This is a genomic window from Fictibacillus sp. EA-CB0309 (assembly GCF_055814265.1).
The window spans coordinates 1204393-1225626 of sequence record NZ_CP169271.1 but is presented as its reverse complement, the minus strand read 5'-3'; the positions used below and the strand labels follow the sequence as shown (position 1 = coordinate 1225626).

The 21234-nt window shown below is 39.0% G+C and carries 16 protein-coding genes and 5 pseudogenes; 7 read left to right on the top strand and 14 right to left on the bottom strand.

The window, feature by feature from the left end:
• Positions 1–333 precede the first annotated feature (333 nt).
• Positions 334–684, top strand: a complete 351-nt coding sequence (locus ACEWFH_RS06795) for a hypothetical protein (RefSeq protein ID WP_473726627.1) — start codon at positions 334–336, stop codon at positions 682–684.
• An 82-nt stretch (positions 685–766) separates the two neighbouring features.
• On the opposite strand, the gene ACEWFH_RS06790 is transcribed toward ACEWFH_RS06795, so the two are convergent.
• The gene (locus ACEWFH_RS06790; protein WP_473726626.1) at positions 767–1045 is read right to left on the bottom strand and encodes an atypical membrane-integrating protein (Mistic protein); all 279 of its coding nucleotides are present in this window, start codon (positions 1043–1045) and stop codon (positions 767–769) included.
• Positions 1046–1216: 171 nt separating this feature from the next.
• Between ACEWFH_RS06790 and ACEWFH_RS06785 the strand changes: the two genes are divergently transcribed.
• From ACEWFH_RS06785 to ACEWFH_RS06775, 3 genes are all read left to right on the top strand, one after another.
• Positions 1217–1648 carry a hypothetical protein gene (locus tag ACEWFH_RS06785; RefSeq protein ID WP_473726625.1) on the top strand — a complete coding sequence of 144 codons (432 nt, stop codon included), beginning with the start codon at positions 1217–1219 and terminating at the stop codon, positions 1646–1648.
• On the top strand, positions 1648–2571 hold the full coding sequence (locus ACEWFH_RS06780) for an anti-sigma factor domain-containing protein (protein ID WP_473726624.1): 924 nt from the start codon (positions 1648–1650) through the stop codon (positions 2569–2571). Before ACEWFH_RS06785 ends, ACEWFH_RS06780 begins: the two co-directional genes overlap by 1 nt.
• A gap of 751 nt (positions 2572–3322) precedes the next feature.
• Complete coding sequence (locus ACEWFH_RS06775; protein WP_473726623.1) at positions 3323–4090, top strand: NAD-binding protein; 768 nt, start codon at positions 3323–3325, stop codon at positions 4088–4090.
• A 32-nt stretch (positions 4091–4122) separates the two neighbouring features.
• On the opposite strand, the gene ACEWFH_RS06770 is transcribed toward ACEWFH_RS06775, so the two are convergent.
• The 3 genes and pseudogenes from ACEWFH_RS06770 to ACEWFH_RS06760 all read right to left on the bottom strand — a co-directional run bounded on the left by ACEWFH_RS06770 (position 4123) and on the right by ACEWFH_RS06760 (position 7315).
• Complete coding sequence (locus ACEWFH_RS06770; RefSeq protein WP_473726622.1) at positions 4123–4527, bottom strand: YugN-like family protein; 405 nt, start codon at positions 4525–4527, stop codon at positions 4123–4125.
• Between the two features lie 128 nt (positions 4528–4655).
• On the bottom strand, positions 4656–6005 hold the full coding sequence (locus ACEWFH_RS06765; protein WP_473726621.1) for a glucose-6-phosphate isomerase: 1350 nt from the start codon (positions 6003–6005) through the stop codon (positions 4656–4658).
• 147 nt (positions 6006–6152) lie between these two features.
• Positions 6153–7315 (bottom strand): annotated as a pseudogene (locus ACEWFH_RS06760) (iron-containing alcohol dehydrogenase).
• 196 nt (positions 7316–7511) lie between these two features.
• Here ACEWFH_RS06760 and ACEWFH_RS06755 point away from each other — a divergent pair.
• The gene (locus tag ACEWFH_RS06755; protein ID WP_289494687.1) at positions 7512–7748 is read left to right on the top strand and encodes a DUF378 domain-containing protein; all 237 of its coding nucleotides are present in this window, start codon (positions 7512–7514) and stop codon (positions 7746–7748) included.
• A gap of 43 nt (positions 7749–7791) precedes the next feature.
• Here ACEWFH_RS06755 and yugI read toward each other — a convergent pair whose 3' ends face one another.
• From yugI to ACEWFH_RS06735, 4 genes and pseudogenes are all read right to left on the bottom strand, one after another.
• Positions 7792–8211, bottom strand: a complete 420-nt coding sequence (gene yugI, locus ACEWFH_RS06750; RefSeq protein ID WP_473726620.1) for a S1 domain-containing post-transcriptional regulator GSP13 — start codon at positions 8209–8211, stop codon at positions 7792–7794.
• A gap of 80 nt (positions 8212–8291) precedes the next feature.
• A pseudogene (gene asnB / locus ACEWFH_RS06745) lies at positions 8292–10207 on the bottom strand (asparagine synthase (glutamine-hydrolyzing)).
• A 230-nt stretch (positions 10208–10437) separates the two neighbouring features.
• On the bottom strand, positions 10438–11820 hold the full coding sequence (locus tag ACEWFH_RS06740) for a class II fumarate hydratase (protein WP_473726619.1): 1383 nt from the start codon (positions 11818–11820) through the stop codon (positions 10438–10440).
• A gap of 551 nt (positions 11821–12371) precedes the next feature.
• Positions 12372–12527 carry a sporulation protein YjcZ gene (locus ACEWFH_RS06735; protein ID WP_473726618.1) on the bottom strand — a complete coding sequence of 52 codons (156 nt, stop codon included), beginning with the start codon at positions 12525–12527 and terminating at the stop codon, positions 12372–12374.
• Positions 12528–13125: 598 nt separating this feature from the next.
• Between ACEWFH_RS06735 and ACEWFH_RS06730 the strand changes: the two genes are divergently transcribed.
• On the top strand, positions 13126–14007 hold the full coding sequence (locus ACEWFH_RS06730) for an alpha/beta fold hydrolase (RefSeq protein WP_473726617.1): 882 nt from the start codon (positions 13126–13128) through the stop codon (positions 14005–14007).
• A 44-nt stretch (positions 14008–14051) separates the two neighbouring features.
• Here ACEWFH_RS06730 and ACEWFH_RS06725 read toward each other — a convergent pair.
• The 4 genes and pseudogenes from ACEWFH_RS06725 to kynU form a co-directional block, all read right to left on the bottom strand.
• A pseudogene (locus ACEWFH_RS06725) lies at positions 14052–15181 on the bottom strand (conserved virulence factor C family protein).
• Positions 15182–15189: 8 nt separating this feature from the next.
• Positions 15190–15495: a hypothetical protein gene (locus ACEWFH_RS06720; protein WP_473726616.1), complete on the bottom strand. Its 306-nt coding sequence runs from the start codon at positions 15493–15495 to the stop codon at positions 15190–15192.
• 495 nt (positions 15496–15990) lie between these two features.
• A pseudogene (gene kynB, locus ACEWFH_RS06715) lies at positions 15991–16595 on the bottom strand (arylformamidase).
• Between the two features lie 33 nt (positions 16596–16628).
• A pseudogene (kynU, locus tag ACEWFH_RS06710) lies at positions 16629–17899 on the bottom strand (kynureninase).
• Between the two features lie 102 nt (positions 17900–18001).
• Here kynU and ACEWFH_RS06705 point away from each other — a divergent pair.
• Positions 18002–19198: a CapA family protein gene (locus ACEWFH_RS06705; RefSeq protein ID WP_473726615.1), complete on the top strand. Its 1197-nt coding sequence runs from the start codon at positions 18002–18004 to the stop codon at positions 19196–19198.
• Positions 19199–19445: 247 nt separating this feature from the next.
• On the opposite strand, the gene ACEWFH_RS06700 is transcribed toward ACEWFH_RS06705, so the two are convergent.
• Together ACEWFH_RS06700 and ACEWFH_RS06695 are read right to left on the bottom strand one after the other, a co-directional pair.
• Positions 19446–19595 (bottom strand): hypothetical protein, encoded by a 150-nt coding sequence (locus ACEWFH_RS06700; RefSeq protein WP_473726614.1) that lies wholly within the window; start codon positions 19593–19595, stop codon positions 19446–19448.
• A gap of 306 nt (positions 19596–19901) precedes the next feature.
• Positions 19902–21221 (bottom strand): Na+/H+ antiporter family protein, encoded by a 1320-nt coding sequence (locus ACEWFH_RS06695; RefSeq protein WP_473726613.1) that lies wholly within the window; start codon positions 21219–21221, stop codon positions 19902–19904.
• Positions 21222–21234 lie beyond the last annotated feature (13 nt).

Sequence of the window (21234 nt, the reverse complement as noted above, 5' to 3'; positions counted from 1 at the left end):
TGTATTTCTGCAGTGTTTTTTTATTCTTCAAAACATCATTCTGTATAATATTAAATATTAGTTGTTCGTAATCATCCTCTACCCTAATAAACTCATCTGATGCAGGACGCAGGTCATCAATAGGATTTATTATTTATATTTTGAGGTAAAAAGAAATATATACTATACTTTCTTGAGCCATTTTCACATGTTTTCATTTCTATGAAATCTACAGAGATATCACTGCTATCGTTATGAAATTTTCTTATTACATATAAGTAAAACCACAATTTATATCTCATAAAATATGAAATCATAGAATAGGGTTAAAAATAACGAGTTGGAGGTCTGATTATGATACTTTTTTCAATCAGTTGCTTGATTGCTTTCTATCTTTTAACGGTACAAGATTCAAAGAAAGTGAATCAAGTGATTTGGCCTGTCTATGGGTTAATAGCTGTAGTGTGCTTGATCAGTTTATTTACGTTAAATCCTGATACCGCCACTTATATCTTTTGGGTACGTATATTTTTCTTGCTGCTAGTCGTACCTATTTTCATTCTTGTCATCCGCAAAATCTGGCATCTAAGTTCGGACACCTCAAAATGGATTCAATACACAGTGGCCATTCCAGTATCATTACTTTTTGTCCTAACGCTGTGGTTATGCTGGAACATGTTCCCCATCGTATTGTATATCTTCTAAAGAAAAGGATTCTTATACAAGAAAAGCGTCTTAGGATTATCCTAAGACGCTTTTCTTGTGAAATTCCACATAAATGTCCTCACTAAATGGACAGAAAGGGACTATTTGTCTTTTTGTGGGGTCTGTCCCCCTGCATGAGCGAGAGCACTTCTTTTACGATGGTGTTGATCTTTTGGTTGATAAATTCATCTCCAAAGCTTTCCTTGGCTTTTTGGATTGCAGCAATTACATCTTCATCAAATTGAATTAAATCTTCATCATCTTCTGCATCATTATACAAGTCAATCATGCTGTCTAATCCCTCTTGCATTCGATCTATAGCTTCGCTGTATTTTTCCCGGTCCTCTTTATTGTATTTCAACTTAATCACCCATTCACAGCTTTTCCATCTATTTGAACTATCAAACTCCTTAAACATTTACACATGTGACTTTTTTCACTATTTTTTCAAGTAAAAGTATACTATAATAATTTGGTTATTATTATCTTGAAATATATTATTTTACATATGAAATGGAAGGAGGGGGAACCATTGATTCGCCGGTGGTTTACTAGAAAGAATAAACCCTTGCAGCCTGCTTTAGAATCGCGGTCTTCAAGTTCAACTTTGAGCTTATGTACGAACACCGTAAGAGAAGCAGATCCTGTTAAAGAAATCTCGCATTTTAAAATGCGGTTGAAGGAATTTGGCATAGATTTTAGCCACTTAGTCTCCAGCACTCCTAAGGAGCTTGAAAATAGGCAGCAAGCCATTCAAGTTGCTGAGGAAATTGCGGCAGATCCAGAAATGCGAAGCTACTTTTTAACATGGAAACGATTGCCCCTTCTTCACAGCGAGAGTACTCAGCATCAGAAACTCACCATGAAGAGGCAGCGAGAATACATAACCGCACTTACACTCATCTTCATTGAGAACTATCATGTGTTGTTGCAATATGTGCCGGGCACGGGAGGAAAACACTAATGAACAAAGCGATTATTGTAGAAGTGAGTAAGCGCCACCTCATCGTACTGGCTGAAGGCGGCGAATTTAAGAAAGTCAGAAATACAAGTGCAGCATATGCAGTCGGTCAGGAAATCACGCTACCTGTTATAGAAGAGAAAAAACGTTCGATTTTTTCTGGTTTAATCAATTGGAAAACAGGTACTGCGGTTGCTTTAGCCATTTTTCTGCTGTTCTTTCAAATACTTTCGCCAGTCTCAGGACCGGGAGCTTACGCATATGTTGGGATGGACATGGATCCTAGTTTGGAATTAAAAATTGACGAGGACATGAAAGTACTTGATATCTTTGCCTTTAATCAGCAAGGAAAAATGGTGCTTGAGCGTATGAATGATTGGGAAAATAGAAATATTGCATATGTGACTGACCTCATATTTGATACGTGTAAAGAACTGGGTTATTTAAAAACAAAAGAAGAAGTTTTGATTACAACGACCTTGTCTGAAGAAATTCCTGCTGAAAAGGAAAAAGAAATGAAGCAGCGAGTAAACGAAGTCATGACAAAGACCGCTAAAAAGCAGTCCGTTGAAATGACAACGATTGTTATAAGTTCCAAAGAACGTGAAAAATCCAAAAAGATGAACATGTCACCTGGGCATTATGCTATCTATACAGCTGCTAAGAAATCAGGCATAAAAATTACAAAGAGTGAAATTTCAGGTCAAACGATAGAAAAGATTTCTGAAAAAGTCGGTCCGATTAAAGAGCTTTTAAAAGAGGATATTGAACCTGTGAGTACCTCAGCTGAAAAAAGCGAAAACCTTGTATACGAGCCGCCGCTTCCCATTCTAGATCAAAAAGAAAAAGAGGAAAAAGTTAAAAAGAGAAGCCTGCTTTACCTGTACAGGAAAAGGTTGAAGAATCTCGTAAGACAAGACCAATAGAAGCACAAACCAGTCATGTTACTATTCCTGCTGCTCCACAAAAAGAAGAAAAAACAGCAGCTGAACCGGTTAAAAAAGAACAAGGGCATGAAAAAACTAGTCCTCCTCCTTCTGCAGTTGTAAGTGGACATGAAAAGGACGCACCAAAGCTACCAGTAAAAGATATTCCTGCTGCTGTTGCACCGCCTAAGGAAGAAACATCAAAGGAAGAGAAGCCTAAGCCGGAAAAACCGAAAGAAGAAAAACCTAAAGAAGAGAAACCGAAAGAGGAGAAACCAAAAGAAGAAAAACCAAAAGTTGATCCGCCGAAAGAAAACGATACTCCTCCTAATCCTGTATCTGAACCTGTTCAAACCAATCCTGAACCAAAAGAACAATGGATTTATATTGAGATTATTGTTGATGGAAACGTCATAACCGTAAGAATTAAGACAGATTCAAACGAATTAACAGAAGAGTTAAGAAAACAAGCTTTAGCCCTTATAAATCAAAATTCTTTAAAACAGCATCAATGTTCCCAAACTTCTTCAACTTTACAACAAGAAGTTAAACAAGAAGAAATCGCAAACGTGACAGAACAGCCAGACGCTGCACCTTCGGAAAGCCCAGCTCCAACAAATTTACCCATTCAACAAGCTTCATGATAGATAAACCTCTGGTAATTTTTTTGCCAGGGGTTTTTGTTTTTTCACTGTCGTATAAATCCTTATCCTCTTTGGCAATAGTGTTAATAGGAGGAGAGTGTGTTTATATGCGTGCCATGTATTATGCATATTTGAGAATGCCGATGCTGGTTCGGCTTGGTATCATTCTATTTCTTATTCTGTTCTCAAGCGCTGTTTTCGCTCACCTCTTTGAAAAAGACACGTTTCCAACCATTTTTGAAGGCTTTTACTGGGCTGTTATAACAGCAGGAACAGTAGGTTATGGCGATTACGCACCACATTCATTTGAGGTAAGGCTACTTGCTATATTTCTTGTCTTTTTAGGAGGATCATTTTTAGCCTTTTTAACGGTACACTTTGCTAGTGCTGTTGTTAAAAAAGAAAATCGTTTTTTTGAGGGGAAAAATATGTACAGAAATAAGGATCATTTTATAGTAGTTGGGTGGAATGAACGTTCAAAACATACGATTCAAGCGATCAGAGACAAAATAAAAACAAATCATATTGTTTTAATTGATGAGTCTTTAAAAGAAAATCCTTTATATATGGAAGGTGTCCATTTTATCAATGGCAAACCGAGTGAAGATTATACATGGATGAAAGCTCATATCCAGAAGGCACATACGGTTCTCATTACAGCTGATGCCAACTTAAAGGAAGTTGAAGCGGATAGAAATACGATTCTTTCCGTTCTGACAGCACGCGGATTAAATGCAGCTGTACCTATTCATGCAGAAGTATTAACGACCGAGCAGGCAACAAATGCGAAACGTGCTGGTGCCAATCATATTATTCAAACATCAAATCTTGCTTCACATGAGATGGTCTTAAGTCTTGAAAGAGAACTCATATAAAAACAGATAGGGCAAGTCACCTATCTGTTTTATTAATTCAATAGAGCTGTCTCTATTTTTTTCACCAAGTCTTTACCAATACCAATCCATTTTTTATCGATAGACGCATCTGGATCTTGCGGCTCTGAAAACTGATTAAAACTACCCGATATGTTCCCTGTTTCAGCGTTATCATCCAATCCAATCTGATATTTATGAGCCAATAGAAAAGGTTCACCTAACTGAATGACTGTATCTTTTTTGTCCAATTCCCCATCTACCGCTTTAAAAGGAATTCTTAAAAACGTATATCCGACTTCATCATCAAGTTTATAATCAAAATATCCATGATCATAATCCCAGTTCCCGCCGTATGAAAAGCCCATCCCTTTCATTACTTCTTCAGCTTCGTTTAATGCACACAATTCATTCTCAAGCCTGCTTTTTATGGGTTTCATAATTGTCCCTCCTACTTATTCTATTGTTTAGCGTATCCAAATCACATATAGATTATTTGAACGTTTCTTTAAAAGGAAACCATAGAAAAAACCTGACTCTATTTTTATGAAGAGTCAGGTTTTAAATCTTATAGACGTTTTTCTAGTTCTTCTTTTTCTTTTTCAAACCCAGGCTTACCAAGCAGAGCAAACATATTTTTCTTATATGCTTCTACTCCTGGCTGATTGAATGGGTTAACCCCTAACAAGTATCCGCTCACTGCACATGCTTTTTCAAAGAAATAAACCATATATCCGAAGTGGTACGGCGTCATTTCAGGGAGACTTACGATTAAATTCGGCACTCCGCCATCAGTGTGTGCAAGCAATGTTCCTTGGAACGCTTTTTTGTTTACAAAATCCATTGTTTGACCAGCTAGGAAATTAAGCTTATCTAGGTTTTGATCATCTTCTTCAATCTTGATTTCCTCACGAGCTTGATCTACATATAGAACCGTTTCAAAAAGGTCACGTCGCCCTTCTTGAACATATTGTCCCATTGAATGAAGATCGGTAGTGAAGTCTACAGATGCAGGATAAATTCCTTTGTAGTCTTTTCCTTCACTCTCACCGTATAGCTGTTTCCACCATTCGGACACATAGTGCAGACCTGGCTCGTAGTTTACCATTAGTTCGATCGTCTTCCCTTTGTTATAAAGCGCATTTCGAACAGCAGCATACTGATATGCTTGGTTTTCTGCGAGGTTAGGGTTATTGAAGTCTGCTGCAGCTTCTTTCGCTCCATTCATCATCTCTTCAATATTAACTCCGCTCACTGCAATCGGCAGAAGACCTACAGCCGTTAGAACAGAATAGCGTCCACCAACATCGTCAGGAATAATGAATGACTCGTAGCCTTCTTCGTTCGCTAATGTTTTAAGTGCACCTTGAGCTTTGTCAGTAGTCGCATAAATGCGTTTACGAGCTTCTTCTTTGCCATATTTTTCTTCTAAGAACTTTCTAAAAATACGGAACGCAATAGCAGGTTCAGTTGTTGTACCTGATTTAGAGATGACATTAACGGACACATCTTTGTCTTTTAGTACATCAAAAAGCTCTTTAACATAAGTTGATGAGATGTTTTGGCCCGCAAAGAATACTTGTGGAGTCTTGCGGTCTTCTTTTGACAAAAGGTTGTAAAAAGAATGGTTTAACATTTCAATAGCAGCGCGTGCTCCTAGATACGAGCCACCGATTCCAACCACGATTAAAACATCAGAGTCACTTTTAATCTTTTCCGCACTTTTTACGATTCGACTAAACTCTTCACGGTCGTAATTCTCAGGCAGGTCAACCCAACCTAAAAAGTCACTACCCGCACCCGTTTTTTCATGAATCGCGTTATGTGCAGCTTCTACAGCACCTGTAAGATAATCTACTTCATGCTGACCAATAAAAGACAGTGCCTTGCTATAATCAAAACTTAGCTTTTTTGTCATATGTAAGCCTCCTAAAACAATCATTATTCTTTCACTTTATACAAGTACAACATTCAAATCAAGAAACCATGTAAATGTAATCGGTTTCTTCATAAAAGACGAAATATTCAAAAGCAGACATGAAAAAGAAGGGGTTTACCCCTCCTTTTATAATGACATTCTTAAGATGTTTAATACATCCTCTTTATTCTGGCTGTTGAAATTACCGAACTCGCCTCTAGCCATTGCTTTATCTGCAATTAGGTCCAGTTTGGAGTCATCAATATCATAGTCTTTCAAAGCATTCGGTGCCCCTAATGAAGTCCAGAAAGCGGATAGACGGTCAATTCCTTCAAGAGCAACTTCTTTATCGGATTTGCCTTCAGGATTAACATCAAATACGCGAACAGCAAGCTGCTTGAAGCGAGATACATCAGTATCCACATTGTGTCTCATCCAATTTGGGAAAAGAATCGCTAACCCGCCTGCATGCGGAATGTCATAGACAGCTGAAACAGCATGTTCAATATTATGACTACCCCAATCACCGCGGAGACCCATTTGAAGCGTACCATTTAATGCCATTGTTCCACTATAAAGAATCGTTTCACGCAGCTCATAGTTTTCAAGATCATTTAAAAGCTTAGGTGCAGTTTCCATTACAGTTAATAAAATGGATTCAGCAAAACGATCTTGCAATGGTGTATTTTTAGCGTTATGGAAGTATTGTTCGAATACGTGAGACATCATGTCTACGATCCCATAAATCGTTTGATCTTTTGGAACTGAGAATGTATTTTTTGGATCTAAAATCGAGAACTTAGGAAATACGAGTGGGCTGCCCCATCCATACTTTTCCTGTGTTTCCCAATTGGTAATTACAGAGCCAGAATTCATTTCGGATCCTGTTGCTGCTAAAGTTAGAACTGTTCCAAACGGCAGAGCTTCCTGCGGCTGAGCTTTTAGCGTGATAAGATCCCAAACGTCGCCATCGTATTTCGCTCCTGCTGCAATAGCTTTTGTACAGTCGATAACACTGCCTCCACCAACAGCTAACAATACGTCGATTCCTTCTTCTTTACAGATTTCTATACCTTTACGGACTGTAGAAACTCTTGGGTTCGGCTCGACCCCTGAAAGCTCACGGACTTCGGCATCCATTTTTTTAATTCATTCATGACTTCATCGTATAAACCATTACGCTTGATGCTTCCTCCACCGTAAACAACAAGCACTTTCTTGCCATATTTTCCTAGTTCATCTTTTAAAGTTTGAATTTGATTTTTACCAAACACCAATCGGGTTGGGTTGTAATATATATATTCGTTCATCATGATCTCTCCTTCTTGCATGGTTTAAAACGTATTATGTGGGACACGAAAGGTAATGTAAAGTAATCAGCTTACCGAATACTAGCATGTGTTTTTATGCTTTGTTTCATGCCATGAATTTAGGGAATGTATAAATAAAGTAAAAAATTGACACCCTAAAGGTGCGTTCTATTCATATTGATTAGGAGGATGTAAAATGAGTGGATTACAACGCTTTGCCTTAGCATTAGTGATAATCGGAGCGATTAACTGGGGTCTTATCGGATTTTTTCAGTTTGATTTAGTTGCTGCTATTTTTGGCGGTCAAGACGCAGCTCTTGCCCGTATCGTGTATGGTCTTGTAGGACTTTCAGGTTTGTATTGTCTAACGTTGTTATTTAAACCTTCTGAAGAACTAAGCCGTGAAGGTCATACCGAACATAATCGTGTTTAATAAATAAAGCAAAAAAACCTCTCAGCTGAGAGGTTTTTTTACATTATTTTTTAAGGCGCTTGTTAAGTTGAGCCTGACGATCTGTAGACTCTTTCAACCAATCTTTAAGTTTCGCTTCAAGAGTGTTGAAACCTTTGTTAGCGTCTTGATTGTTTGTGTTGCTCTTTTTGTTGTTGTTGTTAAACCCACCTGGGCGGCGTTCTTTTTTAGGTGCAGGAGCTGGAGCTTCCTGTGTTTGTCGGATGGACAGCGAAATCTTCTTGCTGTCTTCGTCAACAGAAAGAATTTTTACTGACACAACGTCCCCAACACTTAGTGCATCGTTAATATCTTTAACGAAACCATGAGAAACTTCAGAAATGTGTACAAGACCTTGTACATTATCATTTAATGCAACGAACGCACCAAAAGGCTTAATGCCTGTAACTTTACCTTCAACAATGCTACCTACTTCAAAATTCATGAAAACACTCCTAACTATTTTTTAACCTGTTAAGTATAACATAACTAAATCGTACAAGCAAAACTAATAAAAGGAGGGTTTTATTGGTTTGTAACCGTCATTTCATGAGTTTGAGTAGGTTTCATTAATAGATCTTCTCCAAAGCTGTACTTTTTCTCAATATTAATTTGATGCCACAACATGAACATAAGCACGGTCCAAATCTTTCTGCTATAATCTCCTCGGCCAGAACGATGTCCTTCTAAAAGATCTAAAACAATATCCTTATTCAAATATTCATCAGTAGCACTTGTATGGATCAACTGCTTAGCCCAATCATACATCTCGTTTTTAAGCCAATGGCGAATTGGAACCGGGAATCCTAATTTCCTGCGATGTAACACAGAATCAGGAACAATACCTTTCATCGATTCTCTCAATGCATATTTCGTGGTGCCATTTGTAACAGTAAGATCAGGATGCAATTGTGAAGCCACAGAGAACACTTCTTTATCAAGAAATGGTACACGTAGTTCCAATGAATGAGCCATCGTCATCTTATCTGCTTTCACAAGGATATCGCCTCTCATCCACGTATGCAGGTCAATATACTGCATTTTGTGGACATCATGAAACTGACTTGCTTGCTCGTATAAAGGTTTTGTTACATTTTTATAGTTATAAGCAGAACGATATTGCTTTAATAGCCTGCTCTTCTCAGTTTCAGAAAACATTTTCGCATTTCCGATATAACGTTCTTCAATGGTCATGCTGCCGCGTTCCATAAAACTCTTCCCTTTAACACCTTCAGGAAGCATGCTTGCAATGGCTGCCAAACCTTTTGTGAGACTTTTTGGCAACGATGAAAGATGTCTCAATGAATGGGGCTCATGGTAGATATTGTAGCCTCCAAAAAGCTCATCTGCTCCTTCACCAGAAAGAACGACAGTAACATGTTTAGCCGCTTCTCGCGCAACAAAATATAAAGGTACAGCAGCAGGATCTGCAACTGGATCATCCATATGCCAGATGATTTTTGGCAGTTCTCTCATAAATTCATCAGGCTTAACAAGGTAATGGATATTCTCTACGTTTAATGCAGCAGCAGTCTGAACCGCGACATCGATCTCACTAAAACCTTCTCTTTCAAATCCCACTGTAAATGTCTTTAAAGAAGGATGAAGTTCACTGGCTAGTGCTACGATCGTACTTGAATCAATACCTCCAGAAAGAAAAGCACCTACAGGTACGTCAGAACGCATATGAACTTTTACGGAATCACGCATTACAGAGCGTATCATGTCTTTTGCTTCTTCAAGCGGCATGTTCTTTGGTGTGAAATTTGGTGTCCAAAAAGGTTTTATCGCTAATGGTCTACCCGCTTTTTCACAAAATAATGGCCCGGCTCCAGCTTTTTAATGTTCTTTGTAATAGTCATCGGCTCAGGTACAAACTGATAGGTTAAATAATGATGAAGTGCTTCTGCATCTACTTCTTGTTTTTCTTTCACAAGGGTAATACTCTTCTTTTCAGATGCACAGTATAAACCCTCTTCATCTTCAAGGTAGAAGAAAGGTTTGATACCGAATGGATCTCTAGCTCCAAAAAGTTCTTTTGTTTCTTTGTCCCAAATCAAAAATCCAAACATACCTCGCAATTCAGTGAAAGCATTCTCTCTTCTTTCGCTGAAAAGTGCCAAAATGACTTCGGTATCTGAATGTGTTTTAAATTCGAATCCTTTTTCCTCAAGTTCTTTCCTTATTTCAACATAATTATATATTTCACCGTTAAAAATAATCCAATAACGATCATCTTCATAGGATAATGGCTGTTTGCCGCTTTCTATATCTATGATGCTAAGTCGGCGAAAACCAAAGCGAACATACTGATCAACAAAATGACCACTGTCATCCGGACCGCGATGAGTAATGATATTTGTCATATTTATTAATTGTTCTGTTTCTTTCTGTTCTACCGTCTCAGGTGTATTTAGCATATACCCAATAAAACCGCACATTTTCAAGTTCCTCCCCAAAACAGTTCAAATGTCCACTTTTCATTTAATTAAACCAAGTTATTTAATTGGTTTTCCAGAATATTAATTTATTCCCTTTATATGTGAATGAACTTCTCTATTATACATCCGCAATTCCCAATCTTCACTATATTTTTGTTAATAAAATGAAAAACAAGAAATCTGTACTATAATTGTCGAGAAAAGCAATATAAATGTTACAATCCGATATGCTATATCATGGAATTCGGGTCTAAAATGCGTTCTGCTTCTTCTATTGTGAGTATCTTTTTCTCAATTAATAGTTCTTTTAATGTTTTGCCGGTTTCAAAGCTTTCTTTTGCTAAAGCTGCAGCTTTTTCATAGCCGATATGAGGATTGAGGGCTGTTACAAGAGAAAGACTTTGATCAAGCCAATTCTTTATATTTTCGTGATTAGCTGTAATGTCTTTCAAGCATCTTTCTGTGAAAATGGTTATTCCATTGCTTAAGATCGTAATCGATTGGAGCACATTTAAGCCGATAACCGGCATCATAGGATTTATTTCAAGCTGACTGCCCATTGCAGCTGTCGTTACACAACTATCGTTTCCGATTACTTGCGAACAGATCATGTACAAATTTTCTAAGATAACAGGATTGATCTTACCAGGCATAATCGACGAACCCGGCTGGACAGCAGGCAGCGTGATTTCAGCCAAACCTGTACGAGGGCCACTGCTTAAAAGTCTCAGATCACTGGAGATTTTTATTAAATGGATTGCTAATTCTTTTAAATGTCCACTTACAGAAATGGCTGCATTCGTATTCTGCATAAAGGCGTATGTGTTCTCGCTCTTGGAAAAGGGCAGACCTGTGCGTTTAGCGATCTCTTGAATAGCAAGCTCTGCATATTGGGGATGAGCATTGATTCCCGTCCCTACCGCGTTTCCGCCAAGACCTAATACGTACAAAGATTTCTCCGTATGTTCCAGGGCATGTTTTACTGATTCCAAAGTGCCTCTATATCCTTTAAACTCACTGCCTAGGCGGATCGGTACAGCATCCTGCAAATGCGTTCTTCCTGCCTTAATGATGTTGTGAAACTCTTGTTCTTTTTCTTCTAAAACGTGGAGCAACCGATTAAGTGCGGGATATAGAGTTTCTTGAAGTTCAGCTGCAACAGATAATTGGATGGCAGTCGGAATCGTATCGTTGGTAGATTGAGACATGTTCACATCATCATTGGGGTGAATAAGCGAATAGTCTCCTTTTACGCCTCCAAGTATTTCTGCGGCTCGTGATGCTAAAACTTCATTCATGTTCATATTTTGAGATGTTCCAGCTCCTGCTTGATAAGCATCTACGACAAAGTGGGCATTCCATATTCCATTGACTACTTCATCAGCTGCTGCAATGATCGCCTCTGCTTTTTTGTTATCCAATACGCTGCACTCTTTGTTGGCATGTGCTGCACTTGCTTTAATAACGGCTTGCGCTTTTATAAAAGAAAAAGGCAATCGAATTCCGCTGATCGGAAAATTTTCGACCGCTCTTTGCGTTTGAGCTCCATAATAAGCTTCTTCAGGTACTCGAATTTCACCTAGCGTATCTTTTGCCACTCGAAATTTGTCCACTTGCGTTCCCTCCTTTAAAAATCCCTATAAACCATGTATCCCCTTCTCAAAATAGATGTAATCCTTTTCCAATAAATCCGTTTATTTTATGTACGATCTGTATATACTGCTAACTGTAATTGCATTAAGATATTCCCCCTTTATTGACAGGTCATTAATGATCTGTCCTTTTTTTGTTTCTCGCAAAACAAAAACCGCCCTTTGAATTAGACGGTTTTTGTTCTGTGCAGTGAAACGACCACGGCAGGCTCTTTTTTTATGAACTTATGTTCTGTTTTGTACCCTGCTTTCTTCTGTTTCAGAAAGGTCTTCTCAGATATCGGACGGGGCCTCGACCAGGAAAGGAGTCAAGATTTTTCCAATTATCGTGTGTAATGATTTCACTTTTGTAATAGTAACAGTTGCCGCTGACGTATTCTTCACAAATATAGCGGACTGTTTGCCGACTATGCATAACATCTCTCCATTTTTTCTTTCATTATCCCCGCATAACAATTCATTCATACTCAAGCAAAAAAGGCCTGAAGACCCTACCTCCAAGCCCCTTTTGTTTAGTCTCTAGTGTTCCACCACCACCAGCCACCGAAAATCAATATGAGAATAAACAAGATTATTATTACAGCCCAGATCCAACCGTAACCATAGCCGCCATAACCATATGCACCATATGCATACGGATAATAGTAAGGATAATATGGAAATGCCATCCTGCTACCTCCTTCATCTTTATGCGTTCTTACTCCTTATTAAAATATGTACGAAGTGGGTAAAGAGGAATAGAGACAAACGCACAAATTTTGATTAGAAAAGCTGGGACAACTGTTTAGAAACAATATCGAAATACAGTTTGCCGTAAAAAGAAAGCGAAGAAGCGGTTGATTTCCGTTTCAGGTGCTTCGCTTTCCGCGGGGCAGGCGGTGAGCCACATTGGTACGTTCCCCTCTTAAGTGTCTCACCTGCCCGCCTGTCCTAGCCGTAGTCTCACACCTTACACTCCAATCAACTTTTCAACGATGTATATAAGATAATGCAAGCGTTGTAATTCTTTCCAAAGTCATCATTTGTGTGTAACGAGAAGAAGCGAAAGTAATTAAAGAATTAGCAGTAGCAACCGGACAAGAACAATACACATGCTGAGACACTTTTAGACAAAATGTGTTTTTATTAATCACACCTTCCATAGATATGGGTAAATGACTAATAATCAATGGTTAGACGTTTAAAGAGGAAATTATTGCACCTTGTAACTTTCATCCACTTTGGTGAAACTATCCATAGAATTCTGTGTACGGAGGTAGGACAATCATGGCCGTTAATGAAGAGCATATTTATTCTCCAGGATATCGTTTAAATGTAAACAACGTTCAAATTTATTATGAATACTATGATCACGAAGATCCGGAAGCAAAAGTAGTTGTTCTAGTTCACGGATTTTTATCCTCCACCATCAGCTTTAGACAGCTGCTTCCTTACTTAACAAAAAAGTACAAAGTGATTGCTCTAGACCTTCCTGGGTTTGGGCAAAGTGAAAAATCCACTAGTTTTATCTACAAACTGACGAATTATGGACAGTTGATTATTGATTTTTTAGATCAGCTTAATATTCAAAATGTTATCTTGATTGGTCATTCAATGGGTGGACAAATTTGTATGCATGCGGCAAAAAAGGCCCCTAAACGTATCGAGAAACTGATATTGCTTGGATGCTGTTCATACGTTAAGCGAGCAAGCCGGTCACTAATCGCATGTTCCTACTTACCACTTTTCACATGGGGAATGAGGAGCTGGATACAAAGGAAAGATGTGAAGCAGAATTTATTATCTGTTTTACATGATACAAAGTTGGTTACAGAAGAGATGATCGAAAGTTATAAAAAGCCGATCAGTGAAGCTGCCTTTATCGATTCCTTAATTCGACTATTAAGACATCGTGAAGGCGATATGTGTTCTCAAGAGTTAAAAGATATTCAACAGCCTGTTCTCATGATATGGGGAAAAGAAGATCAAGTTATGCCTGTCAAAACCGGATACCGCTTAAAGCACGATCTTCCTAACGCGGAACTAATCGTCTATGAAAAATGCGGCCATTTATTAATGGAGGAAAAACCACAAGAAATTTGCAGCGAGATAACGCGTTTTATTGAACAAAATGAGCAGAAAGCAGCTAATCAAAAAGAGACTTCATGATACAAAACAAGACCCGCTGAATAAATCCAGCGAGTCTTATATTTTTACTTTTCACGGCTTTTGGTCATCTGCTGCCAAACGGTACCGGCTGCCTCTTCACCGCTTTGAATTCGTTCGATCGCGATTTTAACTTGAAGAGCCACTTCAAATTCCGGATCATCCTGAGCGGATTTTAACGCCGGGAGTGCAGTATCGTCACCCACTTCAAAAAGGAAACGAGCGGCACGCCATCTCACCAGTTTGTTTTTATCTGATAACGCATCACACATAACTGGGATTGCTTTTGGATTACCTAAGTCTGACAATGCGTCCCCAGCTGTTCGCCTAACGGATACGTTTTTATCCTGAATTGCTAGGTATAAAAGAGGAAGGACAGCTTCGTCTTCTATCATTCCCAAGTAGACAACAGCCAGGCGGCGAATTGAAGGCTTTTCATCTTTTAGTGCTTGTTTAAGTACCATCACGTCTTCTATTGTTGGGTTCATTCGCTCTAACGCCGCATAACGCGTCTGCCAGTCCGTGTCGCGAAGTTTTTCCGCCACTTCTGAAGTAGAAACGGAAGCCATCTCCACCCTGGATTTCCATTGGAACTGTAGGCTTGTTTCACTAATTGATCCAAACGTTCTTGAGGATAGACGGCTGACAGCTCTTCAGCTACCTCATGCCCTACTTGTTCGAACGTGCCATAGCGAACTCCTTGTTCTTCCCATTGACGTTCCATTACAAGATTATCTGAAGAATCTTGAGCCTCTAGGGCTGCTTTTGCAAAACGTTCAGGTAGACCAACACGCCTTTCCTCATTCTCTGTTTTAAGTTTGATCTGCATGGGAAGACCTCTGAACATTTGAACGAGGACCGTAATTTCAGTAATTTCATCTTCCTTTTGCGTTTCTTGATCTAATGTTTCTGAATCTTCTTCCTGACCAAACACTTTTCTTATTCCTGCAAGGACATCTTCCCACTTGGCACGCGGGTTACGTTCAAGCGCAATAAAATCTGCAACATGATAGATGCTTTTGACTCCATCCACCCTTAGGATTTCCTGGATGAACTCAGGAGCTTTTTCGGCATCATTTTTTGTATAATTGTAACGCTCTGTTCCAGGTAGTGTTTCCGTCAGATTAATCTTCATTGAATTAGGGCTTGGAGTTGGTTCAATGCCTGTAATTTTCATTCTTCCAATCACTCCTTTTCGTTTTCGTGTTTCAGATCAACGTTTAACAAATAGTCTGTTATCTGTTCCTTTTCTTTATCCGTAAACTTATATTCACAATCAACGCCTTCATCGTGGGCAATAATCTCTTGAAGTTCACCCTCTCCGTTGTAAACAGCTAACGCACTCGGTTCGCTTAGTCCTTCAGGAAAGATTTCAACATTCTCTATTTCAAAAGAGATATATACATTTGTCCATGGTCCAACCTGCACCACATCATAACCAGTAAATTGTAAGTTTCCTTCAAAATAATTCGTAAATCCATACTTATACATGGCTTGCCTCCAATAAACATCTCTTACCTATTATAAGGAACAATAGATGAAATCTCAAAAAATGCTGCTATCATTTTACGAAAGCACCAGTCTTTATAAAGGATTGTTGCTTTCAGATGTTTATTTTTATTTTCTTCTATGACAGTTGATTGCAGTGGAAGGTGTGAGACTCTCGGCTAGGACAGGCGGGCAGCCCAAAATGTGGAAGTGGCTCGTTTAGCCCCGACAAGCAAAAGGTGAATGGGCTAGCAAGGCGCACTTTGCCTTGTGGACCATTTAGCTTTTGACCTCGAGGGGCTAGCCACTGCAACTAGACAGGTGAGACACTTATACGTGGAACGTACGAATGTGGCTCACCGCCTGCCCCGCGGAAAGCGAAGCACCTGAAACGGAAATCAACTACCTTCAAAAAAGCGCGAATATGAATACGAAAACAGCTTTTAGATAAGACGCAAAAAAACAAACACAGCTTGTGGTGTTTGTTTTTCACAATGTTTATTTGGACAATTCCTTAAGAATGGCTCGAACAGGACCTCCGTCAGCATCTTGAAGAGGGAGCGGCAAAGCGATTAACTCGTACTCTCCTTCAGGTACTTCATCAAGCACTAATCCTTCTAAGATATGAATGTTATGTTCATAAAGGGCGTGATGCGCACTCAACTCTTTACTGTCTAATGGATCAACAGAAGGCATATCAACACCGATGAGTCCCACACCGCAATTTTTTAAAAGGGTACTGCTTCAGGTGAAATGGGAACGATTTGTTCTGGAAACACTGTCCGATCTTGCCAGCATTTTGTTTTAAAAAGAACACGCTTCGTACCGTTAGGCAATTTGTTTTTAATATGATCAACTGTAATCTCTTTCTCACTCGTAACATCCATGACAAATGCCGGTCCTACATATAATTCCAGCGGCAATTCAATTATTTTTTCCCCGCCATTATCAAAATGATACGGAGCATCTACATGTGTTCCTGTATGCGTACTCATTTCCACTCTGCCAACATTCACAGAACCCGACTCTTCTTTTGTCCAAGCAAGATCAAATGAATAAGGCGTGTCACCCGGCCAACCTGGAACCCCGTTATAAAGGGGCATCGAAATATCGAATAGTTTCACTTGTACCTCTCCTTAAGCAATAACTTCCCTCTTGTTTTCATACTTTTCATATTCGCGATTTTTCATAATCTTACTTAAAATCCCCACCGCTTTGAATACATCGCCAAAAGAATTATAAAGAGCTACAGGTGCTAAACGAATAATGTTCGGAGCTCTAAAGTCTGGAACAATGCCATTATCTTTTAACGCCTTACAGATTCGAGCTGCATCACTGTGCATAAGGGCAACATGCCCCCGCGTCTGCTATCATCAAGCGGGTTTACAATCGTAAACTCATTTTCAAGTTCTTGATTCAATAAATCCATCAAAAGGGTGGTCAACTTTAAAGATTTGCTGCGGATTCTTTCAATCTTCGCTTCTTCAAAAATAGACAAAGAGCCGATCAGCGGTGCTGTACTGAGCATATGAGGCGTACCGATTTGGTAACCTCCTGCAGAATTTTCCGCATCAAAATGGTGATCCATATCAAATTGAGTTTCTTTCTTGCTGCCGAACCAGCCGGATAGGCCTGGAGTTTTTGAAAAATGCTTTTTGTTCACATATAGTCCGCCAACTCCACCTGGTCCAGCATTTACGTATTTATAGTTGCACCAAAAGGCAAAATCAACATTCCATTTACTTAATTCATGTGGAAGAGCTCCGATTGAGTGACATAGATCAAATCCAATCGGTATATTCCGTTTATGAGCCTCTTTTGTTAAGCGTTCCATATCAAGTAATTGACCACTTCTATAAAGAACAGATGGTAAAAGAATCAGCGCGATATCATCTGTCATCATTTCGATAATGTCTTCTTCATCTAGTGTTAAACCGTTTTTGCTTTTAACCTGAATCAATTCAGTATCAGGATTTAAGCCTTTCAGTTTTAACTGACTTTGCAAGCCATAGATGTCTGAAGGGAATGTCAGTTCATCTGCGAGTATTTTCGTTTTCCCTTCTTTCGGTTCGAAAAAGGTAGCTACTAACTGATGTAGGTTTACTGTCGTTGATCCTGTAACGATCACTTCCTGTGCTTCGGCTCCTACAAGCACAGCGAGTTTTTCAGCCAACTGCTCACTCAATGTAAACCAAGGGTATTTTCCACCCATCCATCCGTCGATTCCATGTTCTTTCCAATCATTTAAAACATCGAATAACGATTGTTCTGCACGCTTGGAAAGAAGACCTAAAGAGTTACCGTCTAGATAAATAGAATCATCTTTTAAGTAAAACTCATTTTTAAAAGTAGCTAGTTCATCATTTTGATCTAAAAGTTCTACTGTTTCTGCTGTAATTTGTCTCATTTTGCACTTTCCTCCTGATTGTCATAATTGGAACCGTTTTCAACACTGTGTAATTCGACATATACATATCCCCTCTTTTTCCATTATGATAGACAAAAGGGGGTGCTGCCATTGAAACGTCTTTGGTGGTTTACAGGAATCGTTATTGTTTTCTTTTCGACAATTGCACTTATATATATGTATCATAACGCAGATTTAAAGACGGTTGAAGAACAAAAGGAACCAAAACAAGAAAATACTGCGTTACCAAAAAAGATAAAGACGGAACCGATCGTGCAAGAGCCTGTTGAAAAAACGACAAGTTTAACGCTTGGAGCAGTAGGCGACATTTTAATTCATGATACGGTTTATAATAGCGCAAAAACGGCTTCTGGCTATGATTTTAATCGTAATTTCCTGCCCGTTAAGCCCTATTTATCAAAGCCTGATATTACAATGGCTAATCAAGAGACGATGATAGGCGGGACAAAGCTTGGTCTTTCTTCCTATCCAACTTTTAATTCTCCACATGAAGTTGGTGACGCGTTAAAAGCGAATGGTGTGGATCTTGTTACGCTAGCTAATAATCATACGCTTGATCGCGGAGAAAAAGTGATCGTGAGTGCACTGAACTATTGGAACCAAATTGATGTGGTCTACACAGGGGCTTATCTGAATGATCAGGACAGGCAAAATATTCGACTGATAAAAAAGAATGACATTACGGTATCTTTTTTAAGCTATACATATGGAACGAACGGAATACCCGTACCTACAGGAAAAGATCACCTTGTAAACTTGATAGAGGTTGAGCGCATTAAACGTGATATTGCTCAGGCTAGAAAGCTATCCGACGTTAATGTTGTATCTTTACACTTTGGAAATGAGTACGAAAGAATGCCCAATGATTTTCAAAAGGAAGTCGTAAAAGTGGTAACTGAAGCCGGTGGTGACATTATTATCGGGCACCATCCACACGTGCTTCAACCGGTAAAATGGGAGACAGCAAGTGATGGCAGCAAAACGTTTGTGGCCTATTCTTTAGGGAACTTTTTATCTGGTCAACGACGTGATTATAAAGACATTGGCGGAATGGTTCAGCTTACCGTAACGAAGCATCAAAAGGGGACTGAAACGAGCATTGATTTAACAGAACCTAAATTTCTGCCAACTTATGTAGACCGTCCTTTTGTAATTCATCCAATGAAAGACCTTCCTGCTATGAAAAAATCGTATGATGAGATCAAAGCACACATGAAACAGTGGGTGCCAGAATTGACTTTTTTGAATAGCTGTTTTCGTATTCATTGTTGCTTTTGAAAGTAGTTGATTTCCGTTTCAGGTTGTTCGCTTTCCGCGGGGCAGGCGGTGAGCCACATTCGTCCGTTTCACGTATAAGTGTCTCACCTGCTCGCCTGTCCTAGCCGAGAGTCTCACACCTTCCACTCCAATCAACTTGTCAAAGAAGCGAAAACAAAAAGATTAAAAAGCAACAACCCTTTAGAAAACAGCCTTTGAATAAAACAAAAATGCTGACTCCTCTTGTAGTTTGAGGAGCCAGCTTATTTTATTTCCCTTTCGATCTAGGGCTTTGAGTATCTCTTTTCGGAATTTCGTCTGAGAATTTTTCATCAGAAAACTCCACGTTAGTCATGCTTTCTGTCGGTGTTGAATTGTTCTTTGCAGCTGCGTCCCAAGAATGTTTACGTTTTGTCATTGCAAATCCCTCCTTACAGATAGCATGTGTATATTTGCTAAATTGTACTTAACGTGAATTTATTATATTTAACGTGAAATTATTGGAATTAATGTGAAATTATTTAACTTAATGTGAAATTATCCGAATTAACGTGAATATTTTTTTCGCGTTCTTTCCGTGTGGTCATTATAGAGAAGATGTATTTTCCATATATACATCCAATGAAAAATCATGGCTCTCCACTTAGATTCATGCAATTTGTTAATAAAAATAGAGGTTCGATTCAAAAGCTGTATCTTTTGAATCAAACCTCATGCTCTCAAGCTATAATACCATCGCGGCAATGAATCCGAACGCGATTAATGGCAAGTTGTAATGCAAGAATGTTGGAACACACGTATCCCAAATGTGGTTATGCTGATTGTCTACGTTCAGACCAGATGTTGGCCCTAGCGTACTGTCTGAAGCAGGAGAACCCGCATCTCCTAATGCTGCTGCTGTACCGATCAGAGCAATAGTCGCCATTACACTTAATCCTAATTCTCCAGCTAAGGGAACGAAAATCGTTGTAATAATAGGAATCGTAGAGAACGATGAACCAATTCCCATCGTTACGAGCAATCCAATCACTAACATAAGCAGAACACCGAGTGCTGTGGAGTTTCCGATTAATGCAGCGCTGTCTTTTACCAATGTTTCTACTTCACCTGTTTCACGCATTACCGCTGCAAAACCAGCTGCTGAGATCATGACAAAACCGATGTAAGACATCATTTTCATGCCTTCAGTTAAAATTGTATCCGAAGCATTTAATTTTAGCTGCCCGCTGAAATACAGAACGATTATCCCTGATAACGCACCAAAGATCATAGAGTCTGTTTGAAGCTGTACAGCCAATGTTGCTGCAATGGATAGAACAGCTACAATGATGGAACGAGTCGTATAGCTTACTCCATCATCATTAGCAGTTCCAATCGTTTTTTCTTCATATTTACGTGGTTTACGATACGTAATTAATACGGCAATCAATAGACCCACGATCATTCCTAAAGATGGAATCGTCATCGCTGTTGGGATTTGATCCATTTTTACCGTTAAACCACTATCCTTCATGTTCGTTTGAAGGATCTCGTGGAAAATTCCACCGAATCCTACAGGGAACCACATGTAAGGTGTGATCAGACCAAAAGTAATGACTGTTGCTACCAGTCTGCGGTCGAGCTGCAATTCATTTAAAACATGTAAAAGCGGCGGTATAAAGATTGGAATGATTGCAATATGAACGGGAATTAAGTTTTGTGAAAAAGAAGAAATCATTAAAATTACAAATAAAATAAGAACTTTAGACAATGATTTCTTTCTTGTTTCTCCTTCTTTCCCAACTAGAGCGATGGCTTTGTTCACCATCAATTTCGGAAGCCCCGTTCGGGATAATGCTACTGCAAAACTTCCTAATAACGCATAGCTTAATGCAATCACTGCATTAGATCCTAACCCTTCAGTAAATACCGTTATCGTTTCTGTTAAGCCCATTCCTGCTACAACCCCGCCTGTTAATGCGCCAATAAGCAAGGCTACTACAACATGTATACGTAAAAGGCTAAGTACTAGCATGACTGCTACGGCTAATACTACAGCATTCATTTTATTTCCTCCT

Bases quoted from the DNA above. Each gene is read 5' to 3' on its own strand.
- ACEWFH_RS06735 (WP_473726618.1), bottom strand. From the start codon at position 12,527: ATGGCATTTCCATATTATCCTTACTATTATCCGTATGCATATGGTGCA.
- ACEWFH_RS06730 (WP_473726617.1), top strand. From the start codon at position 13,126: ATGGCCGTTAATGAAGAGCATATTTATTCTCCAGGATATCGTTTAAAT.
- ACEWFH_RS06795 (WP_473726627.1), top strand. From the start codon at position 334: ATGATACTTTTTTCAATCAGTTGCTTGATTGCTTTCTATCTTTTAACG.
- ACEWFH_RS06765 (WP_473726621.1), bottom strand. From the start codon at position 6,005: ATGACAAAAAAGCTAAGTTTTGATTATAGCAAGGCACTGTCTTTTATT.
- ACEWFH_RS06775 (WP_473726623.1), top strand. From the start codon at position 3,323: ATGCGTGCCATGTATTATGCATATTTGAGAATGCCGATGCTGGTTCGG.
- yugI (WP_473726620.1), bottom strand. From the start codon at position 8,211: ATGAATTTTGAAGTAGGTAGCATTGTTGAAGGTAAAGTTACAGGCATT.
- ACEWFH_RS06720 (WP_473726616.1), bottom strand. From the start codon at position 15,495: ATGTATAAGTATGGATTTACGAATTATTTTGAAGGAAACTTACAATTT.
- ACEWFH_RS06695 (WP_473726613.1), bottom strand. From the start codon at position 21,221: ATGAATGCTGTAGTATTAGCCGTAGCAGTCATGCTAGTACTTAGCCTT.
- ACEWFH_RS06770 (WP_473726622.1), bottom strand. From the start codon at position 4,527: ATGAAACCCATAAAAAGCAGGCTTGAGAATGAATTGTGTGCATTAAAC.
- ACEWFH_RS06700 (WP_473726614.1), bottom strand. From the start codon at position 19,595: ATGACAAAACGTAAACATTCTTGGGACGCAGCTGCAAAGAACAATTCA.
- ACEWFH_RS06780 (WP_473726624.1), top strand. From the start codon at position 1,648: ATGAACAAAGCGATTATTGTAGAAGTGAGTAAGCGCCACCTCATCGTA.
- ACEWFH_RS06755 (WP_289494687.1), top strand. From the start codon at position 7,512: ATGAGTGGATTACAACGCTTTGCCTTAGCATTAGTGATAATCGGAGCG.